General features: G+C 64.0%; 19 protein-coding genes. 11 read left to right on the forward strand and 8 right to left on the reverse strand.

Features of this window, described 5'->3' with window-relative positions; all coding sequences use genetic code 11:
• Window positions 1–18 precede the first annotated feature (18 nt).
• The 6 genes from WMN78_RS15560 to WMN78_RS15585 all read right to left on the reverse strand — a co-directional run bounded on the left by WMN78_RS15560 (window position 19) and on the right by WMN78_RS15585 (window position 7,771).
• The gene (locus WMN78_RS15560; RefSeq protein ID WP_340534632.1) at window positions 19–1,626 is read right to left on the reverse strand and encodes an ABC transporter substrate-binding protein; all 1,608 of its coding nucleotides are present in this window, start codon (window positions 1,624–1,626) and stop codon (window positions 19–21) included.
• Window positions 1,627–1,699: 73 nt separating this feature from the next.
• A complete protein-coding gene (locus WMN78_RS15565; protein ID WP_340534633.1) occupies window positions 1,700–2,668 on the reverse strand; it encodes a carbohydrate ABC transporter permease in 969 nt (322 codons plus the stop codon).
• A gap of 7 nt (window positions 2,669–2,675) precedes the next feature.
• Window positions 2,676–3,569: an ABC transporter permease gene (locus tag WMN78_RS15570; RefSeq protein ID WP_340534634.1), complete on the reverse strand. Its 894-nt coding sequence runs from the start codon at window positions 3,567–3,569 to the stop codon at window positions 2,676–2,678.
• A gap of 77 nt (window positions 3,570–3,646) precedes the next feature.
• Entirely contained in the window at window positions 3,647–4,657 is a 1,011-nt protein-coding gene (locus WMN78_RS15575; RefSeq protein WP_340534635.1) for a LacI family DNA-binding transcriptional regulator, read from the reverse strand.
• 536 nt (window positions 4,658–5,193) lie between these two features.
• Window positions 5,194–6,642, reverse strand: coding sequence for an SLC13 family permease (locus tag WMN78_RS15580; protein ID WP_340534636.1), 1,449 nt, complete (start codon window positions 6,640–6,642; stop codon window positions 5,194–5,196).
• A gap of 10 nt (window positions 6,643–6,652) precedes the next feature.
• Window positions 6,653–7,771, reverse strand: coding sequence for a PrpF domain-containing protein (locus tag WMN78_RS15585; protein WP_340534637.1), 1,119 nt, complete (start codon window positions 7,769–7,771; stop codon window positions 6,653–6,655).
• A 242-nt stretch (window positions 7,772–8,013) separates the two neighbouring features.
• Here WMN78_RS15585 and WMN78_RS15590 point away from each other — a divergent pair, with 242 nt between their 5' ends.
• Complete coding sequence (locus WMN78_RS15590; RefSeq protein ID WP_340534638.1) at window positions 8,014–8,952, forward strand: LysR family transcriptional regulator; 939 nt, start codon at window positions 8,014–8,016, stop codon at window positions 8,950–8,952.
• Between the two features lie 15 nt (window positions 8,953–8,967).
• On the opposite strand, the gene WMN78_RS15595 is transcribed toward WMN78_RS15590, so the two are convergent.
• Window positions 8,968–10,404, reverse strand: a complete 1,437-nt coding sequence (locus WMN78_RS15595) for an MFS transporter (RefSeq protein WP_340534639.1) — start codon at window positions 10,402–10,404, stop codon at window positions 8,968–8,970.
• Between the two features lie 192 nt (window positions 10,405–10,596).
• Between WMN78_RS15595 and WMN78_RS15600 the strand changes: the two genes are divergently transcribed.
• The 3 genes from WMN78_RS15600 (at window position 10,597) to WMN78_RS15610 (ending at window position 12,535) form a co-directional block, all read left to right on the forward strand.
• Window positions 10,597–11,214 carry a dihydrofolate reductase family protein gene (locus WMN78_RS15600; RefSeq protein ID WP_340534640.1) on the forward strand — a complete coding sequence of 206 codons (618 nt, stop codon included), beginning with the start codon at window positions 10,597–10,599 and terminating at the stop codon, window positions 11,212–11,214.
• A gap of 90 nt (window positions 11,215–11,304) precedes the next feature.
• A complete protein-coding gene (locus tag WMN78_RS15605; RefSeq protein ID WP_340534641.1) occupies window positions 11,305–12,141 on the forward strand; it encodes an alpha/beta hydrolase in 837 nt (278 codons plus the stop codon).
• A gap of 127 nt (window positions 12,142–12,268) precedes the next feature.
• A complete protein-coding gene (locus tag WMN78_RS15610) occupies window positions 12,269–12,535 on the forward strand; it encodes a DUF1876 domain-containing protein (protein ID WP_340534642.1) in 267 nt (88 codons plus the stop codon).
• 61 nt (window positions 12,536–12,596) lie between these two features.
• Here the strand turns inward: WMN78_RS15610 and WMN78_RS15615 are convergent, their stop codons facing one another.
• Window positions 12,597–13,052: a hypothetical protein gene (locus tag WMN78_RS15615; RefSeq protein WP_340534643.1), complete on the reverse strand. Its 456-nt coding sequence runs from the start codon at window positions 13,050–13,052 to the stop codon at window positions 12,597–12,599.
• Window positions 13,053–13,245: 193 nt separating this feature from the next.
• Here WMN78_RS15615 and WMN78_RS15620 point away from each other — a divergent pair, with 193 nt between their 5' ends.
• From WMN78_RS15620 to WMN78_RS15650, 7 genes are all read left to right on the forward strand, one after another.
• Window positions 13,246–14,709: a protein adenylyltransferase SelO gene (locus tag WMN78_RS15620; RefSeq protein ID WP_340534644.1), complete on the forward strand. Its 1,464-nt coding sequence runs from the start codon at window positions 13,246–13,248 to the stop codon at window positions 14,707–14,709.
• Window positions 14,710–14,830: 121 nt separating this feature from the next.
• Window positions 14,831–15,625 (forward strand): IclR family transcriptional regulator, encoded by a 795-nt coding sequence (locus tag WMN78_RS15625; RefSeq protein ID WP_340534645.1) that lies wholly within the window; start codon window positions 14,831–14,833, stop codon window positions 15,623–15,625.
• A gap of 156 nt (window positions 15,626–15,781) precedes the next feature.
• Complete coding sequence (locus WMN78_RS15630; RefSeq protein WP_340534646.1) at window positions 15,782–17,059, forward strand: cytochrome P450; 1,278 nt, start codon at window positions 15,782–15,784, stop codon at window positions 17,057–17,059.
• Window positions 17,060–17,064: 5 nt separating this feature from the next.
• Window positions 17,065–18,144 carry a PEP/pyruvate-binding domain-containing protein gene (locus WMN78_RS15635; RefSeq protein WP_340534647.1) on the forward strand — a complete coding sequence of 360 codons (1,080 nt, stop codon included), beginning with the start codon at window positions 17,065–17,067 and terminating at the stop codon, window positions 18,142–18,144.
• Window positions 18,145–18,191: 47 nt separating this feature from the next.
• Window positions 18,192–20,090, forward strand: coding sequence for a PEP-utilizing enzyme (locus tag WMN78_RS15640; protein ID WP_340534648.1), 1,899 nt, complete (start codon window positions 18,192–18,194; stop codon window positions 20,088–20,090).
• The gene (locus tag WMN78_RS15645) at window positions 20,083–20,859 is read left to right on the forward strand and encodes an SDR family NAD(P)-dependent oxidoreductase (protein WP_340534649.1); all 777 of its coding nucleotides are present in this window, start codon (window positions 20,083–20,085) and stop codon (window positions 20,857–20,859) included. Before WMN78_RS15640 ends, WMN78_RS15645 begins: the two co-directional genes overlap by 8 nt.
• Window positions 20,860–20,906: 47 nt before the next feature.
• Window positions 20,907–21,227, forward strand: coding sequence for a 2Fe-2S iron-sulfur cluster-binding protein (locus WMN78_RS15650; RefSeq protein WP_340534650.1), 321 nt, complete (start codon window positions 20,907–20,909; stop codon window positions 21,225–21,227).
• Window positions 21,228–21,229: the final 2 nt, after the last annotated feature.

Consider the following 21,229-nt stretch of genomic DNA (forward strand, 5'->3'; position numbering starts at 1 on the left):
CACCCCGGTTCCTCGGAGTTAGGAGTTCTTTTTGTAACGGTCGTAGGCCTGCTGGTAGACCTCGATCATTTTTTCGACGCCGATGCTGTTGAGCTGGGAGACGTAGCCGTCCCATTCCTGCTCGATTCCTCCGGAGACGATCCACTTGGCGATGTTCTGCTTGACCAGTGTGGTGGTGTCCGTCTGGATGGTGCTGATCTGCTGCAGTTCCTCGTTGGACAGGGCGACCGGGGGGTAGCCGTCGTTGCCGGCGAAGGGCTTGTAGAGTTCGTTGACGGTTTTCTGGCGTTCCGCGGCGCGGGGTTCGGGAGCGACGACGGTGGTGAAGTTCTCGGCGGTGTTGGCTTTGGGGCCGCCCGGGGCGACCTTCTGGCGGCGTTCGCCTTCGCTGGTTCCGGCCGGGGCTGGGATCTGGGTCAGCAGTCCGCTGGCGTCCTTTTGCAGGGTTTCGCCAATCGGCCCCCAGTTGGCCTGGGCTGACTGGATGGGGTCGTAAAGGTTGTCGGCCCAGCGCATGGTTGCTGCCGGGTATTTGTTGTTCCGGGTGATGGCGAACGCGCCGCGGGCGATCTCCTGGTTGTTGGACTGGCTGGCGACCCGTTTGCCGTCCACGCCTTCGAGGACCGGGACCAGGGAGTAGTTGCTGGCGCGGTCGGCGCCGACCATTTCGGGGATTTCCCACCAGACGAATGAGCCGAGGTTTTCCGTGGCGGCTTTGCCCTTGGCCAGGTAGGCCTTGTCGTCCTGGGAGAAGGATTCCGGGTCGATCAGGCCTTCCTGGTACCACTCGTGCAGGGTCTGGATGGCTTTTTTGTAGCCGTCCTGGGTGGGGGTGAAGATGACCTTGTCGTCCTGGACGATGCGGTGATCCATGTTGTCCGGGACTCCGCCGAGGGCGGCGATCAAGTCAACGATGTCTCCGCACCAGGAACCGGGCATGAAGCTCAGCGGTATGGTCTTGCCCGTGCCGGAGGCGTCCTGGGTCTTGAATGCGAGCAGTGCGTCGTGGAAATCGTCTATGGTCTTGGGCATCGGGATGTTGAGCTTTTTCAGCCAGGCGGTGTTGATGGCCAGTTCATTGGGGAACTGGACCAGGCCGAGTTCCTCCACTGAGGGCAGTGAGTAGATGTGCCCGTCCGAAGACGTGATGGCTGCCTTGATGTCGGGGCGGGCGTCGAGCAGCTTGGAGAGGTTCGGTGCGTTCTTCTCGATCAATCCCTCGAGCGGGATCAGGGTGCCGCTCGCGGAATAAGTGGCGATCTCGGCGTCGGTCAGGCCCGTGTTGAAGAAGGCGTCGGGCAGGTCACCGCTGGCGAGGATAAGGTTCTTCTTTTCCTGGAAGACCGTTTCGGGCAGGTTCTCCCAGTTGATGTGGATGTTGGTGGCTTTTTCCCATTCCTTCACCACGGTCATGGTGTTGTAGTCCGGGGCGAGAGCGGCTTTGGTGCCGGAGAAGGTGAGGTCGAGTTGCTTGCTGACGATCGGGAAGCCGGTGTCCTGGAATCCGTAATCGGCGGAGGCGTCCTTGATCTCCGTGGCGCCGGAGCCGCCGCCGGAGCAGGCGGTGAACGTCAATGTTCCGGCCAGGACGGCGCCGAGGGCGGCGTATTTACGGCTGAATGCCATGGTCATTCCTTTTCTGAGGTGGAGTTGCTACCGTCCGATGGCAGTTGCCCGGGCGGTAAATATGGGGGAGGGGCTATTTGACGGCGCCGATCATGGCGCCCTTGGTGAAGTGCTTCTGCATGAATGGCAGGGCAATCATGAGTGGCAGGCTCGAGACGACGATCATGGCGTACTTGGTGAGCTCTGCGATCCGTTGCGCGGCGGCATAGGATTCGATGTCTCCGCCGGTGGTTCCGGTGGAGGAGACGTCTGACTGGATGAGGATGTTGCGCAGGACGAGCTGCAACGGGTACTTGGAATCGTCGTTGAGGAAGATCAGTGCGTCGAAGAACGAGTTCCAGTGCGCCACGACGTGGACCATGATCATGAGCATGATCAGTGGCTTGGACAGGGGCAGCACCATTTTGAAGAAGAATTTGAAGTCGGTTGCCCCGTCCATCTGGGCGGCTTCGCGCAGTTCATTTGGAATGGTGTGCTCGAAGAATGACCTGGCGATGATCAGGTTCCACACGCCCACGGCGCCGGGCAGCACCACGGCCCAGACGGTGTCCAGCATGCCCAGGTCGCGGACCACCAGGTACTTGGTGATGAGTCCGCCGTCGAAGAACATGGTGATCACGAACAGGAGCATCAGGATTTTCCGGCCGGGCATGTCTTTCCGGGACAGGGCGTAGGCGCCGCAGAGGATGGTGCTGACGCTGATGGCGGTGCCGAGCACGGTGTACATGACGGTGTTGCTTAGGCCGTTCCAGATCCGGCTGTCGGCGAAGATCCGCTCGTAGCCTTCCGTGGTCACACCGGAAGGAAACAGCCAGACTTTGCCTTCGTAGACGGCGTTGGGATCGCTGATGGAGGCAATGACGATGAAGTACAGCGGGTAGACCACGGCCAGGATGGACAGCAGCAGAACAGCAGTTGCAGCGATGTTGAAGGCACGGTCGCCATACCGGTCACGCAGCGTCGGCCTGGGGCGGGGGAGGTGGCCCCGACTCACGGTAGGCGTGGGCTTGTCGATAGTGCGGGGGTTGGTTGTCAATGACATGTCGGCATCACCACAGGGTCGCTTGGTTGGCCCGGCGTGCCACCGTGTTGAAGAAGAGCAGCAGCGCCAGGTTGAGGAGGGAGTTGAACAGGCCGATGGCGGCCGAGTAGCTGAACTGCGCCTGCTGCAGGCCTGCGTGGTAGACGTAGGTCTGGATGATCTCCGACGTCGAGAGGTTCAGGGGCGTCTGCATCAGCAGCGCCTTCTCGAACCCGACGTTAAGCAGGTTGCCGATAGCCAGGATGAACAGCACGGTTACCACCGGCATGATGCCGGGAAGGTCGATGTGCCGGATGCGCTGGAGCTTGGAGGCGCCGTCGACCTTGGCCGCGTCGTGAAGCGCAGGATCGATGCCGGCCAGGGCCGCGAGATACACGATCATGGAGAACCCGGCGTTCTGCCATACGTCCGAGATCACGTAGATGGGACGGAACCACTCCGCGGAGCCCATAAAGAAGATCGGCTCGCCCCCGGCCAGCTGGACCGCGTTGTTCACCAGCCCCGACCGGGGGGAGAGGACCACGAACATGATGCCGACCACCACCACGGTGGAGATGAAAGCGGGTGAGTAGAGCACCGTTTGGGTGAACTTCTTGAACCTCTCGCTCTGGAGCTGGTTGACCAGCAGCGCCAGGATGATCGGGATCGGAAAGGCGACCAGCAGGCCCAGGACGGCGATCCAGAGGGTGTTCCCGACGACCTGGCCGAACTGGTAGGAGTTCACGAACCTGATGAAGTGCGTCAGGCCCACCCAGGGGCTGTCCGTGAACCCGTCCACGGGGTTGTAGTTCTTGAAGGCGATCTGCACGCCATACATCGGCCAGTACTTGAAGACCAGGATGTAAATGATTGCAGGGCCTAGTAATACGTATAACTGCCACGCCCGAGAAATTCTCTTCATTCGGAGCGAAAGAGAAATTTTTCGTTGCGGCAACGGTGCCGCTGACGGACGCCCGGGTCGGGCCGGGATGGTGCGGCTCATGGCATCTCCTTAGGATGTGTCACTGACTTGCGTTCAACGAGAGGGCAGTCCATCAGCTCGACCCGGCCATCGGGTTCCGCTTCCTGGAGGATCAGTTCAACCGCGCGCCGGCCCATGGCAACGAACGGCAATTCAAAGGTGGTCAGTCCCGGACGGAGGAACGGCGCCAAAGTCGCCTGATTATCGAAGCCCACAATCGATACGTCCTGAGGAATCGAGAGGTGCAGATCCGAGACCGCCTGGTAGGCGCCCCAGGCGCCGCGGTCGTTTGCGCAGAAGATCGCGGTCGGCGGCTTCGGGCCGGTCAACAGCTCCATCGCGTACTTGTAGCCGTCTTCCTCGCCGCCGGTGCCGAAGCGGACCAGGTCCGGATCGACTTCAAGTCCCGCCTCCTGAAGTGCCGTGCAGTATCCGTCGTAGCGGCCGACGGCAGCAGGAAGACCGCTTTCGAGGCTCTCAATGTTGATCAGCCCCACGCGGGAATGCCCGGCTTTGAGCAGCCGGCGCGTGGCTGAGTACCCGCCTTTGACCTCGTCCGGGGCGACACTCGGGACCCGGCCTGCCCGGTCTTGGGAATTCAGCACCACTGCGCGGACGCCCGTCAGAGCATCCGGAACGTCCAGTTCCCGGTGGTACATGGCGGCGTAGACCACTCCTGCAACCCTGTAGGAGAGCATGGCGTCCAAGGATGCCGCCTCGAGTTCTTTGTCTCCGCCGGTGTTTACCGTGAGTAGGAGGAGCCCGTCCTCCCATGCCCGCTGCTGCGCACCTTCAATGATGGCGCCGGCGAAAGGCGTAGTGGCGACCGAATCGCCGATGAACCCAATCATGCCGGCCACGCCTTCGCGCAGGGTCTTGGCATGGGCGTTCGTGCGGTAACCCAGTTGGGTCACAGCATCCCGAACGCGTTTACGGGTGTCCTCGGAAAAACGGGATCCGGAAGCCGAATTCAACACCAGGGACACGGTGGCCTGGGAGACGCCGGCAGCAGCAGCGACGTCATGCATCGTCGGTCCTGACTTCGGCCGTGATCCAGCCATGGGCACCTCCGCGGGCCGTTTAGTGTTCATCGGTTATTCGTATAACTTTGAGTAACTGTAACGGGCATCACACCATGCGTCAACAGACGACGGGGTCCCTGGCTCCCCGGTGCCGAAAGAATCCTGTCTGAGCTAGCCGCGGCCGGTATGCCATCGGCCTTGGTCGCGATGGCCTTCAGCCCCCCGCGGGCGTGTCCGGGGGTGCCCTGCCCGGTTGCGTCCACCCCGATTGTAGGACCCGTTATCTGCCGGAACAGACATTGTTTCCGGGCAGGAATGGGGCTAAAAGTGCGTCAAAAGAGACAGGGGCCAGGCTATTTGTTGCTGTTTGCGGGTCGTCGGTAAACGCTCACGCCATCGTTGCGTAGAAACTGGGGATCCGGTTGGCGGTTTGATTGTGGGAGGAGGCAGGGTGACCGCGTGGTCACCCTGCCTCCTTTGCCTGCTGAGCAGTTCTCGCGCCTGTCAGGTGTTGCTGACGGCGCTGCCCGGGTCCGGATTGGTTACATGATGCCCGTGGGCACCAGCAGGACCCAGGCCAGGGCCGGGGCCACCAGCACCACTCCGCCGGCGTAGGCCATCAGCTGGCGGTAGACGCGCTGCCGGTCGTCGTCGCGGGCGTTGGCGACGACCAGCGCGCCGTCGGTGGAGAAGGGCGAAACGTCCACCACCGTGGCAGCGATAGCCAGGGCCGCCACCGTTCCGGAGGCGCTCAGCGCGCTGGTGGCCAGCAGCGGACCGGCCAGGGGGATGAACGCGGTCAGCAACGCCGTTGAGGAGGCGAAGGCTGATCCGACGCCGATGACATAGCAGAGGACCAGGGCCACCAGCAACGGTGCGCCCAGCGCCAGGGCCTGCTCCGCGAGGGTATCGATGACGCCCACGTGCTGGAGCAGCGAGACGTAGGTGATCATGCCCGCGACCAGCAGGACGGTGGACCAGGAGACGCCGCCGATGAATGTTTGATGTTCTTTGATGTTGACCAGTGCCAGCAATAGGCCGGCAGAGAGTGCCACGAAGCCGATGGGCATGTGCAAGCCCAGGGTGCACACGAGCATCACCGCGATCAGGGCGAGTGTGAGGATCTGCTGGCCGCGTGGACGGGTGGTGCGGGGAGTGTCCAGGTCGGCTCGGTGGCCGCCTTCGCCGTCCCGCAGCCTGCCGAGGAAGGCGAACAGGACGATGGTGAGCACGGAGAGAATGAGATTGACGGCGAAGCTGGCAGTGAAGAGTGCGCCCTGGGAGATGGGAAAGCCGTTCTTGAGCGCGATGTCGTGGACCAGCACGCCGGCCACGGACAACGGGGAAAAGCCGCCGGCGTGTGCTCCGTTGATGATGAACGCGCCCATCACCACCGGATGGATGCGGGACTCGTAGGCGAATCCGATGGCCGCCGGTGCCAGCAGTGCGACGGCGGCCGGTGAGAAGGTTCCCAGTGACGTGAGCGCGGCAGCGATCAGGAAGAACACCCAGGGCAGCAGCATGGTCTTGCCCCTCACGAGGCGCACGCAGTTCTGAACGATGATGTCGATGGTGCCGTTCCGCTGCGCCATGCTGAAGAAGTAGGTGACTCCGATGATCGTCAGGACGATGCTGGCGGGGAACTCTTCGAGTATCTGCTTGTCTGTCATTCCCAGCATGAAGTAGCCGACGCCGAAGGAGGCGACCAGCCCCATCACGCCGATGTTCAGCGGCCACTTCGTGGCGACGACGAACATTATGACGAGAATGATGAGCGGGATGATCTGGACAGCGGTCATGGAGTGCTCCGGTTCCGGGGTGGCCGAAGAGTTGAAGATATCACCCCCGAGCACGAGGGCAATTAAAGCCAGGATCGCGAAACCGGCCGCCGTCGCCACCAGTAGGATTCGGCGGCGTCGGGCTGGTCGCCGGGCATCGTCGTCCCGGGTCTTGGCCGCAACGGCAGTGGTGCGGTGCTCAGTCTTGGTCATGGTGGTCTCCTCAGCGAGTGGCTCCCGCGAGGGCGGCAGCGACGGCGCTGCCGGGAACCTCGGGGAGGTGGATGATGGTTGTGGCGATGGTGCGGGCCGTGCGGTCGACGCCTACGAGGAGGCTCCCGTTGCGTTCCTCGCTCCACGTCTCGATCACCCCGGCGGGGGTGCGCAGCCGGAGCGTAGTTGCCGCCGTGCCGCCCGTGATGGTGTGCATCACCGTGCCGGCGGTGCGGGCGGCCAGGGTCAGGGCAATGCTGCCGGTGATGGCCAGGGCGGGGTGCGGCTTGCCCATGGAGAGCATCATCACGTTGGCGTCGCAGCCAGCGTCGGCCTGGGCAGGCGGGCCAACGATGGCGAGCTTGGGGATGGCCCGGGCAGCTTCGGCTGCAGTGGGGACCAGCCCCATCCGCACCGCCGCCTGCCGCCGGATCTGCTCGAGGGTGTCGAGCTCCAGCTCGACCCCGGCGCGCCAGGTGTCATACCGGGACGTGTCCAGGCCAAGCTCCTCGGCGCGGACCATCACCACGGGCGCTCCGGCGTCGACCATGGACACGGTCCAGTGCGTTCCGCCAGCGGTGATCGTGTCGGTGGTCGCTCCCGTGGGCAGCAGCGCACCGGTGGTCTTCCCTGCAGGGTCCTGGAAACCGAGCCCCACCGGGTAGCCGGGGAAGGGCACGCCGGGCATCCGGGCGTCCGGGTTGCTCGCCAGCGCACCACCGGGGGTGGCCACTCGCTGGACGATGATCTGGTTGGTGTTGGTGTTGCGGGTGACTATCCGCGTGATGTCTCCTTGGGGGAGCACCCACCCCTTCTCGATCGCGTACAAGCCCACTACCGCCGAGCCGTTCCCGCAATTGCTGCCCCAGTCCACGGCGGCCTCTTCAATGCCCACCTGGGCGAAGGTGTATTCAACGTCGACGTCGTCGCCGACCGGCCGGTGCAGAATCACCGCCTTGCTGGTGGTCGAAGTCGCCCCGCCGACCCCGTCGATCTGGCGGGGGTCCGGGCTGCCGAACAGGCGCGGCAGCAGCACATCGAGGCTGGTGCCGCCCTCCTGAAGATGCTCCGCTTCGAACACCCAGCATTTGCTGGTGCCTCCGCGCATCCATTGCGCTTCAATCTTCATGGTGTTTCCCAACTTCTCCTCGTGCCTCAGATGCGGATGAGGGCCTAAAACGAGATTGAGCCAGATCACACTTTTAGACAATGTTGGATTTTTGAAGAGGGATGTAGAGTTGCTTAACTCACACATGATTTAGAGGGAAATTGATGGCCCCTTAGGCTGCTTGGCCAAAAAAGTGACCTGCTGTCCCAGGGCGGACCCCACTTCTAGGAGTGAATGTACTCAATCTGCTGAAAGGTGAAGCCTTGCTTAACGACGACAGCCGGGATTTGTTCGACATAAGGCGGCTGGCGCTGCTGCTGGAGGTCGTGGAGCAGGGATCCATCACCGCTGCGGCCGAGCTGATGATGTACACCCCCTCAGCCGTCTCGCAGCAGCTGCGCAAGCTCGAACAAGAGGTAGGGCAGCCTCTGCTCAACCGCCGCTCGCGCGGTGTGGTGCCCACCGAGGCCGGCCAGGTGCTGGCTGGCCATGCCCGCAAGATCGTCTGGCAGATGCAGGCAGCCCGGTCCGACCTGGGCCAGATCGCCGGCCTCAAACGCGGGTCCCTGACCGTGGGCACCTTCCCCACCCTGGCAGGGTCCTTCCTGCCCATCGTCATCCGGACGTTCAAGAAGCGTTACCCGGCCATCGGCCTCTCGTTGCGCAGCGCCCGCTTCGACGAACTCGTGGCGGATCTGCAATCAGGGGTCACGGGGCTGTGCCTGCTCTGGGACTACCCCTGGAATCCGTTCCGGGACGATTCCATCCGCGTAACAGAGGTCTTCCGGGAAAGCACGGTAATCCTGGTGGCCCGGAGCCATCCGCTCGCCGATCGGGAGCAGGTGACCATGGAGGAGTTGCGCAACGAATCCTGGATCGTGCGGGCCGAGGCCCACCCGGTGGTAGAGGTGCTGCAGCGTTCCGCCCACGATGCCGGGTTCGAACCGGTGATTGGTTTCCTTGCCAATGACTACCAGGAGGCTCAGGCGATGGTCAGTGTGGGCATGGGCGTGGCTATGGTGCCTAAGACAGCCGTGGCACTCCAGCATCCCGACGTGAAGGTACTGAGCCTGGGTTCTGCCGCCCCCCTGCGGCGGATACTGCTGGCGCAGCGCGAGGACAAGGTCTACGCTCCGGCCGAGGTTGCCTTTCACTCCACCCTGCTGGAAATCGCCCGCGAACGAGCCGGCGACTATCTCTAGACCCGGTCAGGGCGCTTAGGTGGCCGCCCCCGCATACGACGCCGAAACCCGGCGGTAAACCGGGGTCAGGAAGGCCAGCAGCGCGGCAGCGATCATGATGATCCCGGCCACCAGAAACACCAGGGCGATGCCGCGGGAGGTGCCTTCGCCCAGTAGCGGGGCGAGCTGGGCGGCGCCCTCAGCGGACCGCGCATACGGGATGATCCAGAACTGGGCGATCGGCGCGATGAGGAACGCGGTGACCGGAGCTGCAGCGGACTCGAACGCCATGGCGAATCCGAACACCCGGCCCTGGCGTTGTAGCGGTACCACCTGCTGGATGACCGTCTGCTCGGCGGCCTCCACAAAAGGCACCAGGACCAGATACAGCCAGATGCCGGCGATATAGAGCCACGCCCACTCCCGGAGCGTAAACCCCGCACCGAGAATCCCCATGACGATCACCGCGATGAGCATGGTGCGCAACGGGTTTGACCCGAGTCCGAACTTGCCGATCAGCGCACCGCCCACGATGAAACCAGTGGCACCGAGCGCGAAGTAGGTCCCCCATAGCTCCACCGGGAACATCTCCAGGCCGTAGGGATCCATCAGCGCCATGTAGACGCCGCCGATGAAGTTGTTGAACGTGGAGAAAAGGATCAGCGCGAACAGTCCGGAAATGGCCAGTACGGCGGCAAGGGAGCCGCGCAGGTCAAAACCGCCGTGCGCATCCGTGGCGGCCGCGCGCAGCTCCTCGGGCATGTGCAGCGTGAGCAGGTGCGCGAACGCCAGCGCCGTGAGCACAATGGCGACAACAACGGTCCATCCCATGCCCAGCAGCCCGACCGACAGTCCGGAGAGCACCGAGGTAATGATGAACATCAGTCCCTGCACCATACCCACCAGCCCGTTGGCATTGGCCCGCCGATCCGGCTCGATGAGGATAGTGACCGTGGTGGACAGGGCAATGTTGCGCATGTTTTCCACCACCGCACCGATCAGGATGACCATGGTGAAGACCCAAAACCACGGCTGTGTCAGGTCCAGCAGCCAGACCGTGGGTGTCAGCAGGAACATGACCCCGGAAAGAACGAACATCACCAGGGTGAAGCCGGCGGCAAAGCGCATTACGGCCAGCTTGCGGTAGCGGTCCACGAAGGTACCGAAGCTGATGCTGGACAGGGCGATCAACAACATATAGGCGCCGCCGACTACGCCGGTGGCGATGACGTTGCGTGTCTCCAAGTATACCCAGAACGTCAGGGCGAACCACAGGTAGCTGGTCGTAATGTTGGCGAGGCCGGTGTTCACGAGGATCCCGACGAAGGTGCGGGACCGCTGCGCCGGGCTGCGCAAGGATGTGTCGACGGCGTCGGGATCGGCCAGACGCGGGGCCTCGCCGTCTTCGACGGGTGCAGAGGTGGGGCCCGCCTCCGCAGCGGCCCTGGGCGGGGCCGGGTCCTGCTCGGTCATGCGTTCAATTTTACTGACAACCGGCAGGCGGTACAGGGCCCACCACCAGTCGGGACGCCCAGCGGCGTCGGTCAGAGCCGTTTCAGCCGGTAGTCCGGAAGGTGTTGAGCGCCACTCCGCGGAGTAGTATCTCGACTGCACCGACAACCCGCAATGCCTTGAGCCGGGAGCCACCCTAAGAGGGGATAGAAGATGAAATTAATACTGACGCAGTTCCTGACCCTGGATGGTGTTTCCCAGGGTCCTGGATCCCCGGATGAGGACACCAGCGACGGATTCAGCAAGGGAGGTTGGTTCGTGCCGCACCTGGACGAGGAGTTCGTAAAACTGGCAGCGAGCTGGCTCGGCCAGGCCGATGCGTTGCTGTTTGGCCGCCGTACCTACGACAACTTTTCGCGGGACTGGCCACGCATCACCGACCCCGATGATCCGTTCACGGAAAAGATGAACGGACTCCCAAAGTACGTTGCCTCCCACAGCCTGGCGACAGCGGATTGGGCTCCGACGACGATCCTGTCGGGAGACATCGCCGCACAAGTCTCTGAACTAAAGCAGGAGCCCGGCCGGGAGTTGCAGATTCACGGCAGTGCCACCTTGGCCCAGTCACTTTTGGCCGCAGGGCTAATCGACGAGTTGCGCCTGGTGATTGCGCCTGTCGTGTTGGGCAGTGGCCGGAGACTCTTTCCGGGAGGAGGCGCCACGGCTGGGCTGCGGTTGATCAGCAATGAGACGACGCCGGGCGGCTTGGCAGTTCACGTCTACGAGTACGCCGGCCCTCCCAAGTACGGGACCTACCAGCCGGGCGCGTAGATCCCCGGAAGTACCCTGCCGCCCGCACTGCAGCCGGACTAGGATGGCCCCACAATGAGGGGCGTCCCGAAACGAGCGGAGAATGAGCGGATGGATCAGCAAGCGGCGGCAGCCCCCGAAACCGGGTACGCACCCATCAACGGAATGCAGATGTACTACGAGCTGCATGGTTCCGGCGGTACACCGCTGCTGGTATTACATGGCGGGCTGTTCGATATCGAGCAGCAGTTCGGCGCGTTGCTCCCGGGCTTGTCGGCGGGCCGCCGCCTCATTGCGACGGACTTCCAAGGTCACGGCCGAACCAACGACATCGACCGTCCACTGAACACCCGCGACCTCGCCTCCGACATCGTTGAACTCCTTAAACATCTCGACTTCCGGGAGGTGGATATCTTCGGATTCAGCGTCGGCGGCGCGGTTGCACTGCATCTGGCGGTAAACCGCCCGGACCTGATCCGCAAACTCATCGTCTCTTCCGTGTCATTCCGGCCTGACGGCGATCGGGGCGAAAACTCCGAGGCGGTCGCTGCAATGACCGTGGATATGATCGCCGGCACCCCTATGGAAGAGCGCTATCTGACGGTGTCGCCGCACCCTGACCGGGAGCATCTACAAGGACTCCTGGACAAGCTGGGGCGCTACGACGCGGGCGCCACAGGATGGAATGATGACGAGATCCGGGGCATCGCGGCCCCCACCCTGATCACCGTCGGCGACTGCGACATGGTCAAGCTCGAGCACGCGGTACGGTTCCTGCAGTTGCGCGGGGGAGACGTGAACGGCGACTTTGAAGGCGTACCGGCGTCGCAGCTCGCGGTTTTTCCCGGCACGACACATTTCTTCGGGCTCGCAAAGACAAATCTGGTGCAGGAAGTTGTGACCACCTTTCTGGACTCGCCTCCGCCGTCCGGGTGGCAGGACCGGTGACAACCTGAAGCGTCCGACGGCGGGTGCGCACCCGCCGGAATAGCCTTATCTTTCGGGACAATTCAGGGCCCTTGACGGCGTGCCTCGATCTTGGCATCGTGGAAATTGGATCGAGGAGGCGGGCACCATGCAAGAGAAAAGCTGGTCGGTGAACATCGTCATCGACGAACATGAAAACCAAACGAGGGCCACAGCGCGATTGAGGTCCCAGAACCGGGCTGAGCTGGAAGGCGTCGGGTTGGCCAGGCTGAATCCGGTGGACTCCAATGTCCCCGAGATCGGGGACGAGCTGGCGACTGCACGCGCCTTGGCGGACTTGGCGCATCAGCTGATCGAAGTCACCGCAGCGGATATCGAGAAAATTACCAAGGAACCTGCGCATCTACGCCCTTAAGCCTGCCATTTCTGTGAGCGGACCAATTTTTGTGTTGTGCGGGGAGTTCGGGTAACGGCACTCAGCCCTTCCTGTTGAGTGTCTCAGCAGTGTGTCTTGGCACGCTTCGCATGCCGCTGTAGGCTGCAACGGCCCCTACCAGGAAAATGAGGACCGTGAGATAGACCGGGCCGAGGTGCCCGAGCGTGGCCAGCCCCCATGGGTAGTGTGCAGGGAGGGCAACGGCGAGTCCGACGGCCGGGACGATAACGGCTGTGGCGAAGGCCCACCGGTCTCCGCGGCGCACCCCAAACCAGGACAGGCCTGCGATGGCCAGCCCGGTCGCAGCGATGAAGCCGCCGAGTGCGATGTGCAAATGGCTGATGTAGTGATACAGCTGCGGGCTGAACGCCTCGACGTCCGCCTTCCCCTTGTCCACTTCATCGGGGCCGATGCCCAGTTCGAGGAAGGTGCCCGAAAAGTTGAGTGCCAAGAAGACTGCGGCGTATCCAACGAAGGCCAGACCGGCAAGCGTCATGAGAGCGGCTCCTGTCCGGAGGCGGGACTGTTTGCCCTGGGGAGCTTGGATGGCAGACAAGGCCACCACACCCTTTCTTATTCACGTAGGTAGGTGAATGGGAGTCCTCTCGCCCTTGGCTTGTCAAGAGCCGTCTTGTAGATGAGGCGTGAGTGGGGGGTGTCGCTGGCAGTGTCGCCGGTACCCTTGATAGATGAGTGACATCGCGCATTCAACCGTCACGTTTGATGGCCGCTTCGCCCGGGACTTCAAGGAGATGGCCATTCCTTGGCGGGCGGAGGAAGCTCCCGATCCGCAACTCCTGGTCCTTAACGAGGCCCTCGCCGCCGAGCTCGCCCTCGATCCTGCCTTTCTCCGGAGCCCAGAGGGTGTGCGTCTGCTGATCGGCAACGCCATGCCTGTGGACGCCACTCCCGTGGCGCAGGCGTACGCCGGCCACCAGTTTGGCTGGTACGCGCCACGTCTGGGGGACGGGCGGGCGCTCCTGCTCGGTGAGCTCGGGCATGCGGACGGGCACCCGCGCGAGATCCACCTCAAGGGATCAGGACGGACGCCGTTCGCGCGGAACGGGGACGGTCTGGCAGTGGTCGGGCCGATGCTGCGTGAATTCATCGTGAGCGAGGCAATGCACGCCTTGAACATCCCCACCACGAGATCCCTCGCCGTCGTCGCGACCGGGCGTTCTGTACAGCGGGAGACTCCGCTGCCGGGCGCCGTTCTTACCAGGGTTGCCAGCAGCCACCTGCGCGTGGGCAGCTTCCAGTACGCCCGGTCCACGGGCGACATCGGCCTGCTTCGCCGCCTTGCCGACTACGCAATCGCGCGTCACTATCCGTCCATAGGTGCGGCTGGGAATCCATATCTCGCAATGTTCCAAGCGGTCATATCCGCCCAGGCGTCGCTGGTGGCGCGGTGGATGCTCGTGGGATTCGTGCACGGGGTTATGAACACCGACAACATGACGATATCGGGCGAAACCATCGATTACGGGCCGTGCGCCTTCATTGAAGGCTTCGATCCCGGGGCCGTCTATAGTTCGATCGACGAGACCGGACGCTACGCCTACCGGAATCAGCCGGTGGTCGCGGAATGGAATCTTGCCCGGCTCGGGGAGTCTCTCCTACCCCTGCTGCACGATGACCAGGAGCAGGCGGTGGACCTCGCGGTGGAGGCACTTGGCGGTTTCCGCCGGCAGTACAGCGAAGCCTGGGCGGCGGGCATGAAGGCCAAGCTGGGATTCCGTGCCGGTCTTGACGACGAGGTGACCTCGGCTCTCGTGGACGAGCTTGTGGCTCTGGTTCAGGAGTCACGTGCGGACTACACATCGTTTTTCCGGCACCTCGCTAACGCCGCTCGCGGACAAGCAGGAGCTGCGCGCGGCATAATGCTCGACCTGGCGGCATTTGATGCCTGGGCTGAGCGCTGGCGCGACTTGGGGCCGGATGCGGACGCCATGGACCGGGTCAACCCTGTCTACATTCCGCGGAACCACATGGTGGAGGAGGCATTGACGGCGGCTACCGGTGGGAACATGGGTCCGCTTGGACGGTTGCTGGAAGCAGTTGGTTCACCCTTCGATGAGCGCCCCGGTCTCGAGCGTTACACCGCGCCCGCACCGGACAGCTTTGGCCCCTACCGGACCTTTTGCGGAACCTGAACCGCTGAGTCTGATGCGCCCTGACGAGGTCGTCCTCCCCTAAGTCCCACGCGGGAAGACTAGACTCTGATCGGACTGCCGAAGGTGGTTCTGCCATGGGAGCGTACACAAAGGAGTCACGATGGCCGGCGGCAGCCGCGAACCTGGCCGGACCGTGACGTCCAAGGTCCTGGCCATCCTGGAAGCATTCGAGAAATCCCGCGGCGCAATGAGCCTCACCGACATCGCGGAACAGTCAGGGCTGCCGCTGAGCACCACCCACCGGCTGGTCAATGAACTCACGGACTGGGGCTTCCTGGCTCGCGAACCCAACGGCCGCTACCAGCTGGGCATCCGGCTGTGGGAACTTGCCCAGAACACCGGACGCCAGCTCCGCGACGCTGCCCGCCCCTATATCCAGGACCTGTTCTCCCTGACCGGCGAAACCGCGCACCTGGCCATCCGGGCGGGGCACGAGGTCCTCTACATCGACAGGGTCTACGGTTCCAAGCGCGTGCCCCGGGCCTCCCGCGTCGGAGGCCGCCTTCCCATGCACGCCACCGCCGTCGGAAAAGTCATCCTCGCGTTCGAGGACGACTGGGTCCGGGACGCCTATCTCAACCGCGATCTCGAGCGGCCCACCGCCCATACCCACATTGACCCGCGCCGCTTTGCCGAAGAGCTGACCCAGATCCGGGAGCAGGGGTACGCCACCACCCTGGAGGAGATGCGGCTCGGATCGTGTTCCATTGCTGTCCCGGTTTTTCACACGGGCAGAATCGGCGCCGGCCTCGGCCTGGTGCTGCCCACGTCGCAGGCATCCACCATGACCAGGCACCTTCCCGTCCTTAAGGGCATATCGGCCCAGATTGAGCGTGCCACCGCGCGGATTCCGCTGGAAACCCTGATCGGCGTGCATCGCGGAGCCAAGGACTAACGCGAAAGAGCACGACGGCGCCTGGCCGGCTCCGATATTGCCTTCCGCTCAGTGGAAGTCAACGCTATTATCCCGGGGTGAGGTGGACCACACTGGTCCCTAAGAACCCCGGGCGCCTCTGACGGTGCCGGGCGGAATCACTTTTCAAGGAGTCCCATGTCATCGTCGACAGAAACGGCCGGCCGCTGTCCCTTCGGATACGGCGCCGAAGCCCCCGCCGGACACCACGGCTATGAGCCCTTCCAGATGAAGGATCCCTTCGGCGCCTACGCCGAGCTCCGGTCCGAACAGCCCGTGATGTTCGATGAGCGCGTGGGCCTCTACGTTGTCTCCCGCTACGACGACATCAAGGCCGTTTTTGAGGACTGGGAGACCTTCTCCAGCGAAAACGCCCAGGCCCCGGTCCGCGAGCGCGGACCCGCCGCGAAGAAGATCATGGAAGACGGCGGCTTCACCGCCTACTCCGGCCTGTCCGCCCGCCGCCCGCCGGAGCACACCCGCATCCGCGCCGTGGTCCAGAAGGCCTTCACTCCCCGCCGCTACAAGGCACTGGAACCGTTCATCCGGCAGAACGTCGTCGAACTGCTCGAGAAAATGCTGGCCCGCCCGGAACACCGCGGCGACATGGTCAAGGACCTGGCGTACGACGTCCCCACCATCACCATCCTCACCCTGATCGGCGCAGACGTCTCCCAGGTGGACACCTTCAAGCGCTGGAGCGATTCCCGCGCCGCCATGACGTGGGGCGACCTGAGCGATGAGGAACAGATCCCGCACGCCCACAACCTGGTGGAGTACTGGCAGGAATGCCTGCGCCTGGTCCGGGTGGCCCACGAGCAGGGCGGCGACAACCTCACCGCAGACCTCGTCAAAGCCCAGCAGGACGGCGCCGAAATCTCGGACCACGAGATCGCCTCTGTCCTCTACAGCCTGCTCTTCGCCGGCCACGAGACCACCACTACGCTGATCTCCAACGCCCTCCGGGAGCTCCTGGCCCGTCCGGAGCAGTGGCGGCAGCTCGTGGAAGACCCCAAGAAGATCCCCGCCGCAATCGACGAGGTCCTGCGTTACGCCGGCTCGATCGTCGGCTGGCGCCGCAAGGCCCTGAAGGACACCGAAGTGGGCGGCGTGGCCATCGAATCAGGTTCCCAGCTGCTTCTCCTGATGGGCTCCGCGAACCGCGACGAGAGCAAATTCGAAGCCGGCGAGGACTTCGACATCACCCGCTCCAACGCCCGCGAACACCTCTCGTTCGGGTTCGGAATCCACTACTGCCTGGGCAACATGCTCGCCAAGCTCCAGGCCAAAATCGCACTCGAGGAAGTGGCCCGGCTCGCCCCGGAGCTCCAGCTCGAGGACCCCGAAGGCATCGCCTTCCGCGAAAACCTCTCCTTCCGTGTCCCCGAGACCGTCCCTGTCAGCTGGAAGGCCTAACCACCATGCAGAGCAACGAATACATCCAGTTCTTCGACGGCGGCATCGAGCCGAAGCTTGAAAACCTCGGCGGCAAGGGCGCCTCCCTGGTCACCATGACCTCCGCCGGCATGCCCGTCCCGCCCGGCTTCGTCGTCACCACCGCCCAGTTCGATGCCTTCATGGAGGAAGCTGGCATCACCCGGCACATCCACCAGCTCCTTGCCGACCTGGATGTGGAGGACATGAACCAGGTGGACAGGGTCTCCGCCGCCATCCGCGAGGACATCTGCTCCCGCCCCGTGCCGCAGGCCATGCGCGAACTGACCGTCGGCGCCTACGAAGCCCTGATGGCCGGCTTCGACGCTCCGGTGCCGGTGGCCGTCCGCTCCAGCGCCACGGCGGAGGACCTGCCCGACGCATCCTTCGCCGGCCAGCAGGACACCTACCTCTGGCTCGACGGCGTCAAGGCAGTCACCGAGCACATCCGCCAGTGCTGGGCCTCGCTCTTCACCTCCCGTGCCATCATCTACCGACTCAAGAACAGCATCCCCAACGAGGGCCTGTCGATGGCTGTGGTGGTGCAGAAGATGGTCAACTCCAAGGTGTCCGGCGTCGCCATCACCATGGATCCCACCAACGGGGACCGTTCCAAGATCACCATCGACTCCTCCTACGGTGTGGGCGAAATGGTGGTCTCCGGCCAGGTCACGCCGGACAACATCGTGCTGGACAAGGTCACGCTCGCCGTCGTCAGCGAGCACCTCGGTGACAAGCACGCCGAACTGGTCCCCGACGCCGGCGCCAAAGGCCTGGTGGAACGCGAGGTCGACGCCGACCGCCGCGCACGCCGCAGCCTCACCGATGCGGAACTCACCGCCGTCGCCCGGATGGCGAAGCGCGCCGAAAAGCACTACAAGTGCCCGCAGGACATTGAATGGGCGCTCGACGCGGACCTGCCCGACGGCGAAAACCTGCTGCTGCTCCAGTCCCGCCCGGAGACCGTGCACTCCTCCAAGCCTGCCCCGCAGACCGCCCCGCAGCCAGTCGTCACCGGCGGCTTCTTCAGCGGATTCAGCACGCCAACACTCAACCCTTCCGCCTAGGCTCCACACACCAAGGCTCACTGCCGAGCCCTCCTGAAAGGACCGCCATGTCCCTGACATCCTTCCCGAAACCCTCCGAGCTTCCGGTGCCCGCCGGCGCCGAGGGCTGGGAAAAGATCTACCCCTACTATCTGGTGTTCCAGGAAAAGCTCAAGGAGCAGGAAGACGCCAAGTTCTGGTTCTGCGACAGCCAGCACTGGCCCACCGTGTATAAGCCTTTCGAAACGATCGGCGGCGAATTCGCGGTGAAGTGCCTGGGCCAGTACAACGCCCGGCACCTGATGATCCCCAATGCCAACGGCATCGAATTCCGAGTCCACCTGGGCTACCTCTACATGTCGCCCATCCCGGTCCCTGAGGACCAGATCGCCGCGCGGGTGCCACTGTTCGAACAGCGCGTGGGCCACTACTTCCAGAACTGGGACGAGCTCCTCAAACAGTGGCACGTCAAGGTCAAGGGCACCATCGCGGAGATGGAAACCATTTCCTTCCCCAAGCTCCCGGACATGGTCCCGATGGAGGACATCGTCTCGGGGAAGGGCAAGGACGGTTCCGAGAAACTGCTGGAAAGCTACGACCGCCTCATCCAGCTCGCTTACCAGAACTGGCAGTACCACTTCGAGTTCCTGAACCTGGGCTACATCGCGTACCTGGACTTCTTCAACTTCTGCAAGCAGGTCTTCCCCAACGTCCCGGACCAGTCCATCGCCACCATGGTGCAGGGCGTGGACATGGAACTGTTCCGCCCGGATGACGAGCTGAAGGGCCTGGCGAAGCTGGCCGTCGAGCTCGGGCTGCAGACTCATTTCAGCAACTCCAACAACATGGACGACGTCGATGCCACCTTGGGTGCCATCGCTGCCGCTCCCGGCGGGGACCGGTGGATCGCCCAGTACGAGGGCGCGAAGGACCCGTGGTTCAACTTCACTGTGGGCAACGGCTTCTACGGCCACGACAAGTACTGGAACGAGCACCAGGAAATCCCGCTGGGCTACATCGCGGACTACATCCGCCGGCTGGACGAGGGCCAGGAAATCATGCGCCCGGTCGAGGCCCTGATCGTGGAACGCGACCGCATCATCGAGGAATACCGCGACCTCCTCGAAGGCGAAAACCAGGCACTGTTCGACGCCAAGCGCGGACTGGCCGCCACCGCATACCCGTACGTGGAAAACCACAACTTCTACATCGAGCACTGGACCATGGGCGTCTTCTGGCGCAAGATCCGCGAACTGTCCCGCATGATGCAGGCAGAGGGCTTCTGGACCGAACCGGACGACCTGCTCTACCTGGGCCGCAACGAGGTCCGCGACGCACTCTTCGACCTGGTCACCGGCTGGGGCGTGGGCGCAAAACCCATCGGCCCGGACTTCTGGCCGGAGGAGATCGAACGCCGCCGCGGCATCGTGGACGCGCTCAAGACCGCCCGACCCGCACCCGCGCTCAACACCCCGCCGGAGTCCATCACCGAACCGTTCACCCGGATGCTCTGGGGCATCACCACCGAGCAGGTCCAGCAGTGGCTGGGCGCAGGCGTTGCGGTGGAAGGCGGCGGGCTGCGGGGCATGGCGGCTTCCCCCGGTGTGGTGGAAGGCCTGGCCCGCGTGGTCACCGACGCCGACCAGCTCTCCGACGTCCAGCAGGGCGAGATCCTTGTCGCCACCGTGACGGCACCGTCCTGGGGCCCGATCTTCGGCAAGATCAAGGCCACGGTCACCGATATCGGCGGCATGATGAGCCACGCGGCCATCGTCTGCCGCGAGTACGGCCTCCCGGCCGTGACCGGAACGGGCTCGGCGTCCACCACCATCAAGACCGGCCAGCGGCTGCGCGTGGACGGCACCAAGGGCACCGTGCAGATCCTTGACCTCGAGGAGCCCGGGCACGGGGAACCAGCCGAACTGCTCGTCACCGGGCCCGGCGCCCACAGCCACAGCCATGTCTGAACCGAACGTCCCTGCGGCGCAGGAGGCGGCGGGAAAGACCGTCCTCATCACCGGTGCCGCCGGCGGGCTGGGCAGGGCGTTCGCGCTCGGCTTTGCCGGCCGCGGCTACCGGGTGGCGGTGGCGGACATCAACCTCGAGGGTGCCGAGCAGACAGCGAAACTCGTCCGCGAAACCGGCGCTGAAGCCGCAGCCTTCGCCGCCGACGTCACCAGTGTGGACTCCACAGAGGACCTCGCGAAAACCTCCGCGGACTTTGGCAAAGGGAGCATCGACGTCGTCCTTAACAACGCCGCGGTGTACGCGGGGGTGACCCGCAGCCCGTTCGAGGACATTGATCCGGCTGAATGGGACCTGGTCATGAACGTGAACCTCAAGGGGCCCTGGCTGGTGACCCGCGCCGCGAGCCCCTACCTGCCGGAGGGCGGACGCGTCATCAACCTCTCCAGTGCCACTATCTTCAGCGGTTCCGAGCAATGGCTGCACTACGTCGCATCCAAGGGCGGCGTGGTGGCCCTGACCCGGGTGATGGCCAAGGAACTGGGCCGGCGGGGGATCACGGTCAACGCGATCGCCCCCGGCTTCACCCTCACCGAGGCCAGCTACGGGCTCATGGAGGACGCCGAGAACTACGGCGTGGACCGCGGAGCCATCAAACGGGCCAGCCAGCCGGAGGACATCGTGGGTGCCGCGCTCTTCCTCGCCGGACCCGACAGCTCCTATTACACCGGCCAGACCATGGTGGTCGACGGCGGCCGGCAGTTCATCTGACTGCCCACTCCAACTTTTCCAACTCACTTCAATCCCAAGGAGGACCAATGCCAACGGTTCACTTCACCGACGCCGAAGGCGCCGTCCGCGACGTCCAGGGCACCGTGGGCGACTCGGTCATGGAGACCGCGGTGCGCAACGGCGTCCCCGGAATCGTGGCCGAGTGCGGCGGCTCGCTGTCCTGTGCCACCTGCCACGTCTTCGTCCGGGAGGACTGCGTCTCGCAGCTCCCGCCGATGGAGGACATGGAGGACGAAATGCTCTACGGCACCGCAGTAGACCGTGAGGACAACTCCCGGCTCTCCTGCCAGCTGCGCCTGACGGACGAGATCGAACTGTTCGTCACCACCCCGGAAACCCAGGTGTAGCC

The organism is Arthrobacter oryzae (genome assembly GCF_037911235.1).
Lineage (GTDB): Bacteria > Actinomycetota > Actinomycetes > Actinomycetales > Micrococcaceae > Arthrobacter > Arthrobacter oryzae_E.

Excerpts from the sequence above, each read along its gene's own strand:
- WMN78_RS15580 (WP_340534636.1), bottom strand. The coding sequence starts at position 6,642 with ATGACCAAGACTGAGCACCGCACCACTGCCGTTGCGGCCAAGACCCGG.
- WMN78_RS15625 (WP_340534645.1), top strand. The coding sequence starts at position 14,831 with ATGGCCGGCGGCAGCCGCGAACCTGGCCGGACCGTGACGTCCAAGGTC.
- WMN78_RS15570 (WP_340534634.1), bottom strand. The coding sequence starts at position 3,569 with ATGAAGAGAATTTCTCGGGCGTGGCAGTTATACGTATTACTAGGCCCT.
- WMN78_RS15635 (WP_340534647.1), top strand. The coding sequence starts at position 17,065 with ATGCAGAGCAACGAATACATCCAGTTCTTCGACGGCGGCATCGAGCCG.
- WMN78_RS15600 (WP_340534640.1), top strand. The coding sequence starts at position 10,597 with ATGAAATTAATACTGACGCAGTTCCTGACCCTGGATGGTGTTTCCCAG.
- WMN78_RS15645 (WP_340534649.1), top strand. The coding sequence starts at position 20,083 with ATGTCTGAACCGAACGTCCCTGCGGCGCAGGAGGCGGCGGGAAAGACC.
- WMN78_RS15560 (WP_340534632.1), bottom strand. The coding sequence starts at position 1,626 with ATGGCATTCAGCCGTAAATACGCCGCCCTCGGCGCCGTCCTGGCCGGA.
- WMN78_RS15595 (WP_340534639.1), bottom strand. The coding sequence starts at position 10,404 with ATGACCGAGCAGGACCCGGCCCCGCCCAGGGCCGCTGCGGAGGCGGGC.
- WMN78_RS15650 (WP_340534650.1), top strand. The coding sequence starts at position 20,907 with ATGCCAACGGTTCACTTCACCGACGCCGAAGGCGCCGTCCGCGACGTC.
- WMN78_RS15565 (WP_340534633.1), bottom strand. The coding sequence starts at position 2,668 with ATGTCATTGACAACCAACCCCCGCACTATCGACAAGCCCACGCCTACC.
- WMN78_RS15640 (WP_340534648.1), top strand. The coding sequence starts at position 18,192 with ATGTCCCTGACATCCTTCCCGAAACCCTCCGAGCTTCCGGTGCCCGCC.
- WMN78_RS15630 (WP_340534646.1), top strand. The coding sequence starts at position 15,782 with ATGTCATCGTCGACAGAAACGGCCGGCCGCTGTCCCTTCGGATACGGC.
- WMN78_RS15615 (WP_340534643.1), bottom strand. The coding sequence starts at position 13,052 with ATGACGCTTGCCGGTCTGGCCTTCGTTGGATACGCCGCAGTCTTCTTG.
- WMN78_RS15575 (WP_340534635.1), bottom strand. The coding sequence starts at position 4,657 with ATGCATGACGTCGCTGCTGCTGCCGGCGTCTCCCAGGCCACCGTGTCC.
- WMN78_RS15620 (WP_340534644.1), top strand. The coding sequence starts at position 13,246 with ATGAGTGACATCGCGCATTCAACCGTCACGTTTGATGGCCGCTTCGCC.
- WMN78_RS15610 (WP_340534642.1), top strand. The coding sequence starts at position 12,269 with ATGCAAGAGAAAAGCTGGTCGGTGAACATCGTCATCGACGAACATGAA.
- WMN78_RS15605 (WP_340534641.1), top strand. The coding sequence starts at position 11,305 with ATGGATCAGCAAGCGGCGGCAGCCCCCGAAACCGGGTACGCACCCATC.
- WMN78_RS15585 (WP_340534637.1), bottom strand. The coding sequence starts at position 7,771 with ATGAAGATTGAAGCGCAATGGATGCGCGGAGGCACCAGCAAATGCTGG.